The sequence below is a fragment of the Kribbella sp. NPDC051718 genome, from assembly GCF_040681515.1.
Lineage (GTDB): Bacteria > Actinomycetota > Actinomycetes > Propionibacteriales > Kribbellaceae > Kribbella.
Genome location: NZ_JBFAYZ010000013.1, coordinates 120,966 through 133,970, shown reverse-complemented (window position 1 = coordinate 133,970; position 13,005 = coordinate 120,966). Strand labels below are relative to the sequence as shown.

At 68.0% G+C, this 13,005-nt stretch carries 12 protein-coding genes; 3 read left to right on the top strand and 9 right to left on the bottom strand.

The features are described from left to right. Positions 1-17: 17 nt before the first annotated feature. Complete coding sequence (locus tag AB0M15_RS36615) at positions 18-1,361, top strand: FAD-binding protein (RefSeq protein ID WP_363829640.1); 1,344 nt, start codon at positions 18-20, stop codon at positions 1,359-1,361. 3 nt (positions 1,362-1,364) lie between these two features. Here AB0M15_RS36615 and AB0M15_RS36610 read toward each other — a convergent pair whose 3' ends face one another. The 5 genes from AB0M15_RS36610 to AB0M15_RS36590 form a co-directional block, all read right to left on the bottom strand. After that, positions 1,365-2,330: an ABC transporter substrate-binding protein gene (locus AB0M15_RS36610; RefSeq protein ID WP_363829631.1), complete on the bottom strand. Its 966-nt coding sequence runs from the start codon at positions 2,328-2,330 to the stop codon at positions 1,365-1,367. Continuing rightward, positions 2,324-4,285: an ABC transporter permease subunit gene (locus AB0M15_RS36605; RefSeq protein ID WP_363829622.1), complete on the bottom strand. Its 1,962-nt coding sequence runs from the start codon at positions 4,283-4,285 to the stop codon at positions 2,324-2,326. Before AB0M15_RS36605 ends, AB0M15_RS36610 begins: the two co-directional genes overlap by 7 nt. A gap of 1 nt (position 4,286) precedes the next feature. Continuing rightward, entirely contained in the window at positions 4,287-5,369 is a 1,083-nt protein-coding gene (locus AB0M15_RS36600; RefSeq protein ID WP_363829614.1) for a glycine betaine/L-proline ABC transporter ATP-binding protein, read from the bottom strand. Between the two features lie 171 nt (positions 5,370-5,540). Beyond that, positions 5,541-5,999 carry a group II truncated hemoglobin gene (locus AB0M15_RS36595; protein WP_363829604.1) on the bottom strand — a complete coding sequence of 153 codons (459 nt, stop codon included), beginning with the start codon at positions 5,997-5,999 and terminating at the stop codon, positions 5,541-5,543. Beyond that, positions 5,996-6,916: an aminoglycoside phosphotransferase family protein gene (locus AB0M15_RS36590; RefSeq protein ID WP_363829596.1), complete on the bottom strand. Its 921-nt coding sequence runs from the start codon at positions 6,914-6,916 to the stop codon at positions 5,996-5,998. The genes AB0M15_RS36595 and AB0M15_RS36590 overlap by 4 nt, the downstream gene beginning before the upstream one ends. Before the next feature lie 48 nt (positions 6,917-6,964). On the opposite strand from AB0M15_RS36590, the gene AB0M15_RS36585 reads away from it, so the two are divergent. Further along, positions 6,965-7,714 carry a hypothetical protein gene (locus AB0M15_RS36585; RefSeq protein ID WP_363829587.1) on the top strand — a complete coding sequence of 250 codons (750 nt, stop codon included), beginning with the start codon at positions 6,965-6,967 and terminating at the stop codon, positions 7,712-7,714. Here the strand turns inward: AB0M15_RS36585 and AB0M15_RS36580 are convergent. The 4 genes from AB0M15_RS36580 to AB0M15_RS36565 form a co-directional block, all read right to left on the bottom strand. Next, positions 7,704-8,363, bottom strand: coding sequence for an NADPH-dependent F420 reductase (locus AB0M15_RS36580; RefSeq protein WP_363829579.1), 660 nt, complete (start codon positions 8,361-8,363; stop codon positions 7,704-7,706). The genes AB0M15_RS36585 and AB0M15_RS36580 overlap by 11 nt on opposite strands. Before the next feature lie 70 nt (positions 8,364-8,433). Then, complete coding sequence (locus AB0M15_RS36575; RefSeq protein WP_363829572.1) at positions 8,434-9,264, bottom strand: siderophore-interacting protein; 831 nt, start codon at positions 9,262-9,264, stop codon at positions 8,434-8,436. Positions 9,265-9,345: 81 nt separating this feature from the next. Next, positions 9,346-10,407 carry a hypothetical protein gene (locus AB0M15_RS36570; RefSeq protein WP_363829566.1) on the bottom strand — a complete coding sequence of 354 codons (1,062 nt, stop codon included), beginning with the start codon at positions 10,405-10,407 and terminating at the stop codon, positions 9,346-9,348. Continuing rightward, on the bottom strand, positions 10,407-11,471 hold the full coding sequence (locus AB0M15_RS36565; RefSeq protein ID WP_363829559.1) for a hypothetical protein: 1,065 nt from the start codon (positions 11,469-11,471) through the stop codon (positions 10,407-10,409). Before AB0M15_RS36565 ends, AB0M15_RS36570 begins: the two co-directional genes overlap by 1 nt. A gap of 205 nt (positions 11,472-11,676) precedes the next feature. Here AB0M15_RS36565 and AB0M15_RS36560 point away from each other — a divergent pair, with 205 nt between their 5' ends. Further along, the gene (locus AB0M15_RS36560) at positions 11,677-13,005 is read left to right on the top strand and encodes an ATP-binding protein (RefSeq protein ID WP_363829554.1); all 1,329 of its coding nucleotides are present in this window, start codon (positions 11,677-11,679) and stop codon (positions 13,003-13,005) included.

Below are 13,005 nucleotides of genomic sequence, written 5' to 3'. Positions count from 1 at the left end.
CCGCGTGATAATTGCCGGTGGCCCCGAACAAGCTCAACGGCCCTTCAACCTGTACGCCGGAGGTCTCCTTGCAGGGTGAGTACTCAGTCGACCGAGTCAGCCGCGAGCGAGTGTCGCAGGACGCGGGGAGGTACCGGACGAAGGTGCCTGCAGGTGTCCTCAGGCCAGCCTCGGTCGAGGACATCCAGGAGATCGTCAGGCGTTGCGCACGAGAAGGCATCCCGGTCGCCGCCCGCGGCCTCGCCAACACCACCGACGGCCAGGGGCTCACCGACGGCGTGCTGATCGACATGACGGCGCTCGACACCATCCACGAGATCGGTGCGGACTACGCGATCGTCGACGCCGGCGCCGACTGGCTGCAGCTCACCAACGCGGCCAACGCGAGAGGCCTGACCCCGCCGGCGCTCACCGGCTTCCTCGGGCTCACCTTCGGCGGCACCCTCTCACTGGGCGGGATCCCGCCGGCGATCCAGTCGGGCGGCCAGGTCGACTCGGTGATCGAGCTGGAGGTGGTCACCGGCACCGGCGAGCTGCGGACGTGTTCGGCGGAGCACGACAAGGAGCTGTTCGAGGCCGTGCTGGCTGGGCTGGGTCAGTACGGGATCATCACCAGAGCGACTGTCCGGTTGGGGGTCGCGCCGGAGCGGGTGCGGGGCCATGAGCTTTCGTATTCAGAGCTGAGCGAGTTCTTTCGGGATTTCCGGACTCTGCTGCACCGTTCAGAGGTCAGCGAGTTGTACGGCGAGTTCGGCGAAGGCCAGCACCTCAGCGCCTTCACCTTCCACCAGGCCGCCGAGCCGCCGGACGACGCATACGTACTACGAGATCTCACGCCCACCGAAACCACGATCAGCGACAACGACTTCCTCCCGCACGTGACCCGTATCGATGTCGCCGTCGAAGAGCTCCGCGCGGCCCTCGACTGGGACCACCGCGCCAAGCCGTGGCTCACCGTCTGGCTGCCGGAGACGACCGCCGAGCGCTATGTCACCGAGGTGCTCGACAACCTCACCCCAACTGACATCGGCGCCGGTGGCTTCGTCCTGCTCTACGCCCACCGCCGCGCCAAGCTGACCCGCCCATCTCTTCGCCTGCCGCAAGACGACGGCAGCGACTGGGTCTACCTCTTCACCCTGATGACGGCTACCACCGACTTCAGCGAGGACCTGCTCACCAGAAACCGAACGCTGTACGACCGGGCCCGCGCGCTCGGCGGCACGCGGTACCCGATCGAGTCGGTCGTCTTCACCCAGGCCGACTGGGCCGACCACTACGGCGACCGCTGGCCCCACCTTCAACAGCTGAAGCACACAACAGACCCGGCCGGCATCCTCACTCCCGGCCCGGGCGTCTTCTAGGAGCTACTTACCCAGCCAGGCGTCGACCTTGGACTGGTTGTCCTTGACCCACTTCTCGGCGGCCGCGTCCGGGGTCAGCTTGTCCTCGGCGATGTACTTCGCCACCACGTTCTGGTCGTCGTTGGTCCAGTTGAACTTCTTCACCAGGTCGTACGCCGGGCTGCCCGAGTCGGCGAACTTCTTCGAGACGATCTTGTCCAGGTCGTACGGCGGGTAGTCGCAGGCGATCTTCACCGGATCCTTGTCACATCCGGCCTTGTACGCCGGCAGGTTGATCTTCACCAGCTTGACCTCGTCGAAGAACCACTGCGGCTGGTAGAAGTAGGCGAGCAGCGGCTTCTTGTTCTTCTCCGCGTCCCGGAAGGCCTGGATCAGCGCGGTCTCACTCCCGCTCTGCACCACCTTGTAGTTCAGGTTCAGGTTCTTCACCAGCGCCTCGTCGTAGGTCACGTACGACGGGTCGCCGTCAAGCAGCTGGCCCTTGCCGCCGGACTCCGAGGTCTTGAACAGGTCGGCGTACTTGTTCAGGTTCTTCGAGTCGGTGATGTCGGGGTACTTGGCCGCCATCCACGGCGGCACGTACCAGCCGATCACGCCTTTGACCCCGGTGGACCCGGCCTCGACCGCGACCTTGCCGGTCTCGATGTACTTCTTCTTCAGGTCCTCGTGACCCCAGTTCTCCAGGTTCACGTCGACCTCACCGGTGCCGAAGCCCTGCCAGGCGATCTCTTCCTTGAGGTTCTTCTTCACCACCTTGCAGCCGAGCTCCTTGGTCGCGACGTACGCGACGACGGCCGCGTTCGCCTCGTAGCCGACCCACGGGCTGACGGTCAGGTTGAAGGTGCCGCACTCCTTGCCACTGCTGCCGGCGGCCGGCTTGTCGGATCCGACCTTCGCACCGCCACAGGCAGTCAGGGCCAGCGCCAGGGCGGTCAGCACTCCAGCAGTACGGAGCTTGTTGGTCACCACAGGTTGTCTCCTCTAGATGTTCCCTTGTACTTCCGGGTGCGCGCGGCCGCGGCCTGCGTGATCCGGTCGAGCATCACGCCGAGCAGCACGATGGCCAGCCCGGCGGCGAGTCCCTTGCCGTACAGCTCGCTCTGCGCGAAGCCGGCGGCGACGTCGTACCCGAGTGCCCCGGCGCCGACGAGGCCGCCGACGACGACCATCGAGAGCACGTAGATCAGGCCCTGGTTGACCGCCAGCGTGATCGCCCGGCGGGCCACCGGCAACTGCACCTTGCTGATCACCTGCCACGTGCTCGACCCGACCGAGTTGGCCGCCTCGACCGTCGCGACCGGCACCGCCCGGATGCCGTCGGCAACGATCTTGGTGGTCACCGGTACGGCGAAGACCACGGCCGCCGCGATCGCGGTGAACCGGCTGGTCCCGAACAGCGCCAGGAACGGTACGAGGTAAACGAACGGCGGCATCGTCTGCCCGGCGTCCAGCACGGGCCGCAGCCAACTGTCCGCGCGATGATTGCGTCCGGTCCACACCCCGAGCACGAGCCCGACGGCGACGACCACGACGGTCGCGAGCAGCGTCGACGCCAGCGTGACCATGCTGTCGTGCCACACCCCGGTCGCCACCAGCAGCCCCAGGCAGACAGCAGCCGGTACGGCGCCCCGCCAGCTCCCCAGCAAGGCGGCCAGCGCGACGATCACCGCGGCGACGAGCCACCAGGGTGACTCAGTGAGCAACCCCTCGAGCGGGTTGAGCACGCCCTTGGTCACCGCGTCCCGGACGCCGTAGGTGAACCCGCCGAAGACGTCCAGCACCCAGTTGGTCACCTCAGTCGCCGCGACTGCGATCTTCGAGCCGACATTCGCACCAGTCGGGAACTCGGCCGCCCACACGTAGGTACGCGAGAACCAGACAGCGACCAAGACGCCCGCTGCGCCGGCGCCGAGCAGCACCTTGCGCCGCAGGCTCGCAGTACGCCATGGCCGGTCGCCGGCTGCGGTGGTCACCCGGTCGAGCACGATGGCCAGTACGACGATCGCGAGGCCGGCGTTGAACGCGACCCCGACGTCGAGCGTCTGCAGCGCCTTCAGCACCGTCTGGCCGAGGCCGGGCGCGTCGATCAGCGCAGCCACGGTGACCATCGACAGCGCGGCCATGATCGTCTGGTTGATGCCGACGACGACCGTGCTGCGCGACATCGGCAGCAACACCTTCATCAGCGTCTGCCCGCCCGACGAGCCGAGCGAACGCGCCGCCTCCACACTCTCCCGCGGCACCGAGCGGATCGCGTGCGCGGTCAGCCGGACGACCGGCGGCGCCGCGTAGATCAGCGTCGCGATCGTCGCGGCGGCCGGGCCGATCGCGAAGAAGAGGGTCAGCGGGGCGAGGTACACGAAGGTCGGCAGCGTCTGCATCAGGTCGAGGATCAGCGTCGCGACCTTGAACACCCGATTCGACAGGCCCGCCCAGATACCGAGCGGGATGCCGACCAGCAGCGCGAGCAGCACGGCGGCGATGGTCAGCGAGAGCGTGTCCATGCTCTCCTGCCACAACCCCTGCAGCCCGAGGAAGGTCAGCCCGCTCGCGGTCAGCAGCGCGACCTTCCAGTTGCCGAAGGCCCAGGCCAGGTACGCCGAAACCGCCACGACCCCCAGCCAGCCGATGACCGGCACCGGCCGACCGTACGACGGTTGCGAGATGACCGCCTGGAGCAGGATGACCAACTGGTCGACGGCGACCCGGATTCCGTCGAGAACCGCGTTGCCGCTGCCCATGAAGTCGCGATGCTCGGTCAGCCAGCGGTGCAGCCCGGTCGTCTCCTGCCCGCCGAGCGCGAGCGTGTCGATGCCCTTGAGCACGAACCACGCGGCCACCCAGACGACCAGCAGCACCCCGACGATGACAGACCGTCGGGGTCGCTTGACCTCGATGTGGACCGAGCCGGTGATGGAGGCCATGTCAGGCGCGCGCGGGTGAGGAGTAAGTTTCCCGGTCCGCGACGACGGTCAGGATCTCCTCGTCGCCGATCACGCCGAGCAGTTGTCCGTCGGCGACCACCTTGACCGGGAGCGAGGACTCGAGCACCTGCCGGGTCGCCTCGCGGACCAGCACGTCCGGGCCCAGCTCCAGCGCGGACAGCTCCTCGTCCGGGCGCGGCTGGCGGACGATCCAGCGCAGGGTGAGGACGTCGGCCCGCGGGATGTCGCGGACGAAGTCGCGCACGTAGTCGTCGGCCGGCGCCCCGACCAGCTCGTCGCCGGTGCCGAGCTGGACCGCTTCGCCGTCGCGCATCAGCAGGATCCGGTCGCCGAGCTTGAGCGCCTCGTTCAGGTCGTGGGTGATGAAGACCATCGTCTTGCCGACCTCGCGGTGCAGCCGGACGACCTCGGTCTGCATCTCCCGGCGGATCAGCGGGTCGAGCGCGGAGAACGGCTCGTCGAAGAGCAGGACGTCAGGGTCGCAGGCGAGCGCGCGGGCCAGGCCGACGCGCTGCTGCATGCCGCCGGAGAGCTGTTCGGGGTACAGGTTCTCGTTGCCGCGGAGGCCGACCAGGTCGATGACCTCCTGGGCGCGGCGCTTGCGGTCCGGTTTGCTCTCACCGCGGACCTCGAGCCCGTACGAGACGTTGTCGATCACCTTGCGGTGCGGGAGCAGGCCGAAGTGCTGGAAGACCATCGAGAACTTGCTCCGGCGCAGCGTCCGCAGCCGCTTCTCGTCGGCGGCGCGCAGGTCCTCGCCCTCGAAGAAGATGCTGCCGGCGGTCGGCTCGATCAGCCGGGTCAGGCAGCGGACCAGCGTCGACTTGCCGGAACCCGACAGGCCCATCACGACGAACACCTCACCAGGGGCGACGTCGAAGCTCAGATCGCGGACGGCCGCCGTACAGCCGGTCTGGTCCAGCAGCTGGGCGCGACTGAGCGCCGCCAGCTCCGGCCGGCGGGGCACCCGGGCCGCCTTCGGCCCGAACACCTTCCACAGACCCTGGATCGACAGCAGCGCCTCGCTGTCCTGCAAGTCGGGGTACTCGAGCTGAGCGGTCACTATGGTTCACCCTCGCATCCCGGCCACCGGGTTCGTCGTGAACCGCCGACAATATCGAAGCCCTGGTTCCCGGTTTCCCCCGACGGGTGTCTGACACTGCAACCTTTACCAGGTCTTACCCCGGCGTCACTGCGGCAAAAGCCTCTCGCGGCACCGGTTGTGTCACAACTATCACGGCTGGTACGGCGGTGCTTCACCCCAGCCCCAGTGTGGGACCGGAGCCTTCGGGGGCGGGGTGGCGCCGGGCTGCGAGTTGGCGAGCGCGATGCGGGTGCCCCACTCGATGTACGCGACGAAGGCCGAGCGGAACTCCGGGTCGTTGGGGAGGCCGGCCGGGTCGGCGCTGGCGGCGATCAGGGCGGCCCAGCGGGAGCGCTGCTCCTCCGTCAGGCCGAGATTCAGGTGGTGGCCAAGCATCGCGGGATAGCCACCCAGCTCATCGGTGTAGCGGCTCGGGCCGCCGAACACCTCGCCCAGCCAGATCGCGACGTGCTCTTTGTGCTTGTCCCTCATGTGCGCGAAGACCGGGGCGAGGATCGGATCTTTCGCCACCGCGTCGTAGAACACGTCGGTCAGCCGGAGCAACGCCTCGGCGCCGCCCGCCCACTCGTATAGCGTCGGTGTAGTCATGTAACTATGTAATCAGGGTTGAGGGTCAGGGCACGGGCGATTTCCAACTGGTGCGGATCGATCTCGTCTTCGGCGCCGTCGAGGTCCCAGAGCACGTTCTGGAGGATGCGGACCATCGTCCAGCCGACCGCACGCTCACGCTCCAGGCCGGTCACCTCGAGCATCAGGTCGAAGCGTCGCCGGATCGCCCGATGGAGATCACCGGAGGCGACCAGGTCGTCCCAACGGTTGTGCAGCACGGGCAGCAGCTCGAAGCCCGGGTCACCGGCGAGCGGCTTGGGGTCGATCACCAGCCAGGGTTTGCGCTGGGCGGCGAGCACGTTCTCGTAGTGGAGGTCCCAGTGGAGGAGTCGGTCGCCTGGCTCCTGCACCAATTCGGCTGCCTGTGCGGCGTAGCGGCGTACGAGGTCCTGCTGGTCTGGGTCGGCCAACCGCGGGATCAGCTCGGTCGCGTCCGTCAGCATCTCGGTGACGATGTCCTCCAGCCGTCGCAGACCGGGTGGAGCCGGTACTACGCAGAGCCGGGCGAGCAGCTCGGCCAGGATCCTCGTCGCCTCGGTGTCGTCAGGGAGGTCGGCGAGCGAGCGCGGTTCGAGCCGCTCGAGCAGGATCGTCGCCGTCGCTGGGTCGTCGTCCAGCACCTCGACGACGTCGTCAGTGCTCCAGGTTTTGAGGCCGAGGGCCTCGCCCTTGTTCTCGTCGGTGAAGGGCTGGAGCTTCAGCATCGCCCGCGTCCCGTCGGCTGCCCGGACGACCGGCAGGACGATCGAGGCCATCCCGTGCAGGGGCTCGCCGTCGAGGCGGAGGTTCCAGCGGTCGAGGTACTCCGCCGCCAGCGCGGGCGCGGCGTCGAGCCACGGCAGCTGGTCGGAGAGCGTCTTGAAGAGCGGGGCCGGTACGTCGAAGAGCGCGGTCATCCCCGGCAACTTTAGGCGTCTGGCGTCCGCTGTGCTTGGGTTTTCCAGGTGAGCTCACTGGAGGCAAGGCACCGGCAGGCGCAACTGGTCGTGTCGTTCATCTACGTCGGCATCCCGCTGATCTTCCTCGGGCTGGTCCTGTGGGTCTGCGCGGCCTCCGATGAGGGCGCGGCGAAGTGGGCGGCCGCGTTGGTCCCGGTCGCGGTGCTGGCCGTCGGATGGTGGCGCCGGGGCAAGAGCCGCTACCTGCCTGCCCACTGGCCCCGGGCCGGATTCCTGCTCGGTGGCGTGACTGCGCTGTTCACGGCGTTCGCTGCGGATGTCCTCGGCGCTGGCTCGCTGGCGCTGTGGGCCCTGCCGATCACGGTCGGCGGCACCATCCTCGGCTCTGGCTTCGGGCGCTACGCCTTCCGGGCCTTGATGGTGCCGGCCATCGCGGAGCTGGCGGATTCGGAGTACGAGCTGAGCTTCCGGATGCGCGGGCTGACCCGGCTGCGGCTGTCCGTCGACGCTTCCCAGGTCACCCTGCACGAGCAGATGGTGCTGCAGACCGTCGATGGAGAGAGCACCGTACGGGAGAAGTCCTACCCGCTCACCGCTATCACCGGCATACATGCGGTGACGCTGTCGGGCTCCGAACGACTCAAATACCCAGTGGCGATGAAGCTCGCACCCGCCAGCAGCCCCGGCCCCGCGCTCATCCTGCAAGCACAGGGCCAGGACTGGGTCCTACCGCAGAACGAGGCCCCCGCCATCGCCGAAATCCTCGAACGCCGCATCGGACGAGTCAGCCCTTGAAGGCGTCCTGGCGGTCCGGGCTTGCCTCGGCTAGGAGTTTGCGGACTCCGTCGGCGTCGGCGTCAGCTACGTAGACCGGAGAGCCGGGCTGTTGGCGCCAGGAGTCGGTGAGGGAGCCGGTGTCGACGGTGTCGAAGCCGAGGTCATCGATCAGGCGGAAGACCGTCTCCTTCGCCTGGGGGTCGTCGCCGGCTACCGGGAGGGCGATCCGGCCGGGCGTGCCGGCAGGGACGCCCTTCTCCAGCAGGTGGAGGGCCATGATGTTGTTGAACGCCTTGACGACCGGCCGGCCGAGCTGCTGAGCCACCCAACCGCTCTCGGTCAGGCCCTCGTCCTCGATGCCGGCGATCCGGCCGTCCCGCTGCGGGTAGTAGTTGCCTGTATCAACGACCACGACACCCTCGGCCGCCTCGTCGAAGAGCCCGGACGGCAGCTGCGTGATCTTGCCTTCGGGAATCGTCACGACGACGAGTTCCGCGCCCTTGGCCGCCTCGGTCACGTCGACCGGAGTCGCGCCCGTCTCGGCCGCCAACTCGCGCAGGCTTTCCGGCCCTCGTGAGTTGGCCACCGAGACGTCATGACCGAGCGCGGTGAACCGCCGGGTGAGCGCGCTACCGATGTTGCGGCTGCCGATGATGCCGATCTTCACGTCTGCTCCTTTTGAAGTTGTCCCCCAGAGGCGACAACACCGGAACAGCACGGAATCATCCGGCGACAGCTCAGTTGCCGGCGGCTTCGCGTTCCTTGCGGGCGGTGTCGGCCTTCTCGGCCTGCCAGCCGTCCTCGTTCTTGCCGAGCCGCCAGTAGCCGGACAGCGAGACCTGGCCGCGCGCGAGACCGCGCTCGGCGAAGAGATGCTTGCGCAACCGCAGTACGAAGCCTGCCTCGCCGTGCACGAACACCTGTACGTCGCCGGCCGGGAACTCCAGCGCCTCGACCAGCTCGACCAGGCCGTCACCGCGTTCACCGGTCGCCCCAGCGCGGTGCACGTAGGTCAGCTCGACCTCACCAGAGCCGCTGAACTTCTGCTCCTCGGTCTCGTTCTCGACCTCGACGAACACCTTGGCGTGCGCGCCCGGCGGCAGGCCCTCGATAGCGGCACCAATCGCCGGCAGCGCGCTCTCGTCGCCGACCAGCAAGTGCCAAGCGGCGGTCTCCTGCGGCGAGTACGCCCCACCGGGACCGTTGAACCAGAGCTTGTCGCCCGGCTGAGCCGCCGCGGCCCACGGCCCGGCGATGCCCTCGTCACCGTGGTGGACGAAGTCGATCGTCAGCTCCTTGGTGGCGTCGTCCCACGAGCGGACCGTGTACGTCCGCATGGTCGGCCAGTTCTCGGACGGCAGCTTCTCGCGGACCTCGCCCATGTCGAGCGGGTCCGGATACTCCACTCCCGGCTGCAGGAAGAGGAGCTTCACGTAGTGGTCGGTGGTGCCGTTGTCGACGAACTGGTCGCAGCTCAGCACCACCCTGATCATGTGCGGGGTGACGCGCTCGGTCCTGAGGACGACCCCCAGCTTGGCGCGGCGGTTACGGGGTGCGGGGGTACTCACGCGAGCACGGTCCTCTCGACGGTCGGGCGGAATGAGTTAGGCATACCTAAGTCAGGCTAACCCACCCCGCCCAAACGGTCCTCAGGTCCCGCGGATCACGAAGCTCTTGCTGGCTCCGGCCTGGTAATAGGCGAAGGCCGGCAAGTACACCCGGTAGGTGAAGCTCCCGACAGAGGGCGGTTGCGCGGTGAGCGTGATCCGGCCGCTCTGCCGAACCGACGAGGCGCTGACCCCGCGCCACACGGCCCCGTAGAGCCGCTGCAGCGTCACCGGGCGCGGCGTCGGGAAGTACCCGCCTTTGACAGAACCATTGACCAGTACGACCTCGCCGACGGGCGCACTCGTCTTCACCGGTGCTGCCGAGACGATGCCCGGCCGGAGTGGGTAGAAGTGGAAGGCCAGCGTGTCCACGTACCGGCCCCGCACGCGCACGCAGTGGTTGATGTCTCCACCGGCCCCCGCGAAGTTCGTCACCAGGAGCCCGGCCGTGTTGGTGTACTTGGATCCGGCGTCGTACTCGGCGCAGAGGTTGCCGCGGACGACCTGCAGCAGAATGCGGGTTCCGTAGGCCTTGCCGGTCGCTGAGTCGTAGATGGCGGCCCTGACCTGGTACGCCGCGTTGAAGGGCACCACTCGCGGGACCACCGAGACACCGATCTTCGGAATGTGGACGCCACGGATCGCGATACTCGGGCCCGCGAACGGCGTCGGGCCGGGCTTGCTGCCGTCGTCGCCGGTGTAGCTGTCGAACTCGACCACCCCGCTGACCTTGAAGGTGCCGTTGGCCGTCGACGGGACGTTGAGCTTGCCTGTCCAGGTGCCGTTCTGCGCCGTACCGGCGGTCCGCACCAGGTCGCCGGCGACGATCAGGTTGAGCGGACCGACACCGCCCGAGCGTCTGAGGACGACGCTGAGCACCTTGTGGGCGTCCGGCGGGCTACTGGGCGGATAGCTGGCCTTGAGCGTCACCGGTACGGGGACCATGTTGAGCCCCGAGACCGCGACGGACGCACGGCCCAGCGTGACGCTCGTGACGGTCAGGTCCGGGTCCGGTGGCATCGCTCGGGCCGCGGGTAGCGCGACCATCGTCGATCCGATCACGGCCAGCGCCGCGATCACCACCTGAATTCTTCGAACGTGCATTAGATTCCTCTGATCACGAAGATTTTGCTGACTCCGGCCTGGTACCTGCCGCAGGTCGGCAAGGAGACGCGATAGCTGACGTTGCCGACATACGGCGGTTGAGCGTTGACGGTGAGGCGGCCGCTGCTGCGGACGGCTCCGGTACTGACGCCGCGCCACTGCGATCCGGCGTACAGGCGCTGCAGGGTGACCGCGCAGCCGGCCGGCGCACCGCGCACCGATCCGTTGACCGGCACGATCGTGCCGACCTTGGCGCTGGTCTTGGACGGGGTGGCGCTGACGATGCCGGGCCGGAGTACGAGCCAGCTGGTCGCCAGGGTGTCGAAGTACTTGCCGCGCACCCGGACGCAGGTCACGAAGTCAGCGGCGGCGGCCGGGAAGGACGCCATCAGGATGCCGGAGCGGTCGGTGTACTTCGAGCCGGCGTCGTGCTCGATGCACAGGTTGTCGTTCTGGATCTGGAGCAGGATCCGGCTGCTGTAAGCCTTGCCGGTGGCGGAGTCGTAGATGGCAGCCTTCACCGTGAAGCCCGAGCCGAACGGCACTACTTTCGGGATCACCGAGACGCCGAGCTTCGGCTGGTGCAACCCGGTGACCGCGAGGTTCGGCCCATTGAAGAGCGTCTCGGTGGTCGAGTTGCCGTCCGAGCCGTCGAGGGTCTCGCCGGGGAGCACGCCGAACACGTGGAAGGTCCCGTTCGCGGTCGAGGGCACGTCGACCGTGCCGGTCCAGGTGCCGTTCTTCAGCGTTCCGGCGGTCCGGGTCAGGTGGCCGGCGACCATCAGCGAGACCGCGCCGATTCCGCCGGATCGCTTCAGGAACACATTGAGCAGGGTGTTCTGGTCGATCGGGTCATCAGAGTTGTAGCCGGCCTTGACCGTGACCGGCACGGCGACCCGGTTGAGGCCGGAGACGGCGACGGCCGTCCGGCCGAGATCCACGTCCGTGACGGTCAGCTTCGGGTCGGGCGACTGAGCCGCGCCGGGCACCGCTGTGGCGGGCGCCGCCACCAGGATCGACACCATTCCCAGCAAAGCCGTTATTCCCACCCGAAATGTGTTCATTTGCGCAGAATGGCACGGGAAGCGGAAACTTCCCAGGGGGTGGTGCATTATCCTGGCTATTTCTGGCGAAAAAGAATTGGGTGGCTATTTAGCGCAACTTTTCCGTCGCCGGCCGCATCAAGTGTTCTGAGGGGTTCAACGGCGACTGCCCGGATGTTCATCTGCTGATCGTGTCCCGGCAGGTTGCGCGGCGTTGGCTGGGGAGATGAGTCGCGTCTTCGGCACGCCCCGGCGCCCGGCGTACATGGTCACCCGGACCGATCGGCTGGGCCGGCCGATCTCGCTCGACCGGCGCGGGCCCGAGGGCAACTCGGTGCTGTTCACCGGTGCGCCCGGGATGGGTAAGAGTCTCGAGCTGGACCGCGCCCAGGCCTTCGCACAGCAGAACGGCTGGATCGCGGTCCGGGTCGACACATCACCGCGGGAGCCGCTGGAGAACCGCTTCGTCCGGGCGGTGAGCGAGGACCTCGGTGGACTTCGCAAACAGCACGGGTACTTCGCGCTGCGCAAGCTGAAGAAGACGCTGCGGGATCTGACCCAGCGCAGCCGCAGCGAGCAGCGCGGCGCGGAACTCCGCTTCGGGGTCGCACCGGTTCAGGCGGTGGTGAAGAAGCAGTGGGAGGCGCCGGGCAAGGACGGGGTCGGCAGCACGCTCAACCAGCTCGCCGACAACCTGGGCGAACTGGCTGCCAAGAAGGGTCAGCCGGTGATGCTGATGGTCGACAACCTCGATGTCGCCTCCGATCGGGATCTGGCGGCATTGACGGAGTTGTCGGCGCATCTGGAGCGGCAGGGGCAGCGCGTCTATCTCGTCGGCGCGGGCGGCGAGATGGCTGCCACTCGGTTGATGGCTGCGTCCGGTGGGATGTCGGGGATCGCTACTGGGGTCACGGGGCGTTTCGACGTACGGGAGTGCTCGCCGCTGATGGACGACGAGTTGCGGCCGACCGTGACGGAGCCGCTGCGTCGGGCGGGGATTCCCTATCAGGCGGAGGCTGTGGAGCAGCTGCTCAAGTCGGCCAATGGCAATCCGAGCCGGTTGCGGGATTTGTCGGAGACGGCGCTGGAGTTCGCGCGGCCGCCGTACGGAATCACTGCTGACGTGGCGAAGGCGGCGACGGCTCGCGTGAACGATCAGGCTCGGGTGTTCTACCAGGCTGCCTGGAATTCCTGCTCGCCGGCGGAGAAGGATCTGCTGGCGAAGGTCGCCGTACGGGGACCGCGGGGGTTGGCGATGCCCGGCGAGACGCAGGCGGCCGGGCCGGGCAAGTGGCAAGAGGTGGACGCGGCCCGGCAAGGGCTGGTGGCTCGCGGGATGTTGCGGGACAGCCCGAACGGTTCACGAGTTTCGCTGGCTGATCCTGGGTTGCAGGACTGGGTACAGACACGCGTGGGGCAGTCGGCTGCGCACGCCGGGGTTGCGTTGCCCGGTACGCCGGCACCGGCGATCACTCAGCCCACTGGTCAGCACGTGCCGGGCCGGGTCACGTCGACTCGGCAGGTCGGGAACACCACGTTCCGGGTCAACGGGTAG

Bases quoted from the DNA above. Each gene is read 5' to 3' on its own strand.
- AB0M15_RS36605 (WP_363829622.1), bottom strand. From the start codon at position 4,285: ATGGCCTCCATCACCGGCTCGGTCCACATCGAGGTCAAGCGACCCCGA.
- AB0M15_RS36595 (WP_363829604.1), bottom strand. From the start codon at position 5,999: ATGACTACACCGACGCTATACGAGTGGGCGGGCGGCGCCGAGGCGTTG.
- AB0M15_RS36590 (WP_363829596.1), bottom strand. From the start codon at position 6,916: ATGACCGCGCTCTTCGACGTACCGGCCCCGCTCTTCAAGACGCTCTCC.
- AB0M15_RS36570 (WP_363829566.1), bottom strand. From the start codon at position 10,407: ATGCACGTTCGAAGAATTCAGGTGGTGATCGCGGCGCTGGCCGTGATC.
- AB0M15_RS36565 (WP_363829559.1), bottom strand. From the start codon at position 11,471: ATGAACACATTTCGGGTGGGAATAACGGCTTTGCTGGGAATGGTGTCG.
- AB0M15_RS36560 (WP_363829554.1), top strand. From the start codon at position 11,677: ATGAGTCGCGTCTTCGGCACGCCCCGGCGCCCGGCGTACATGGTCACC.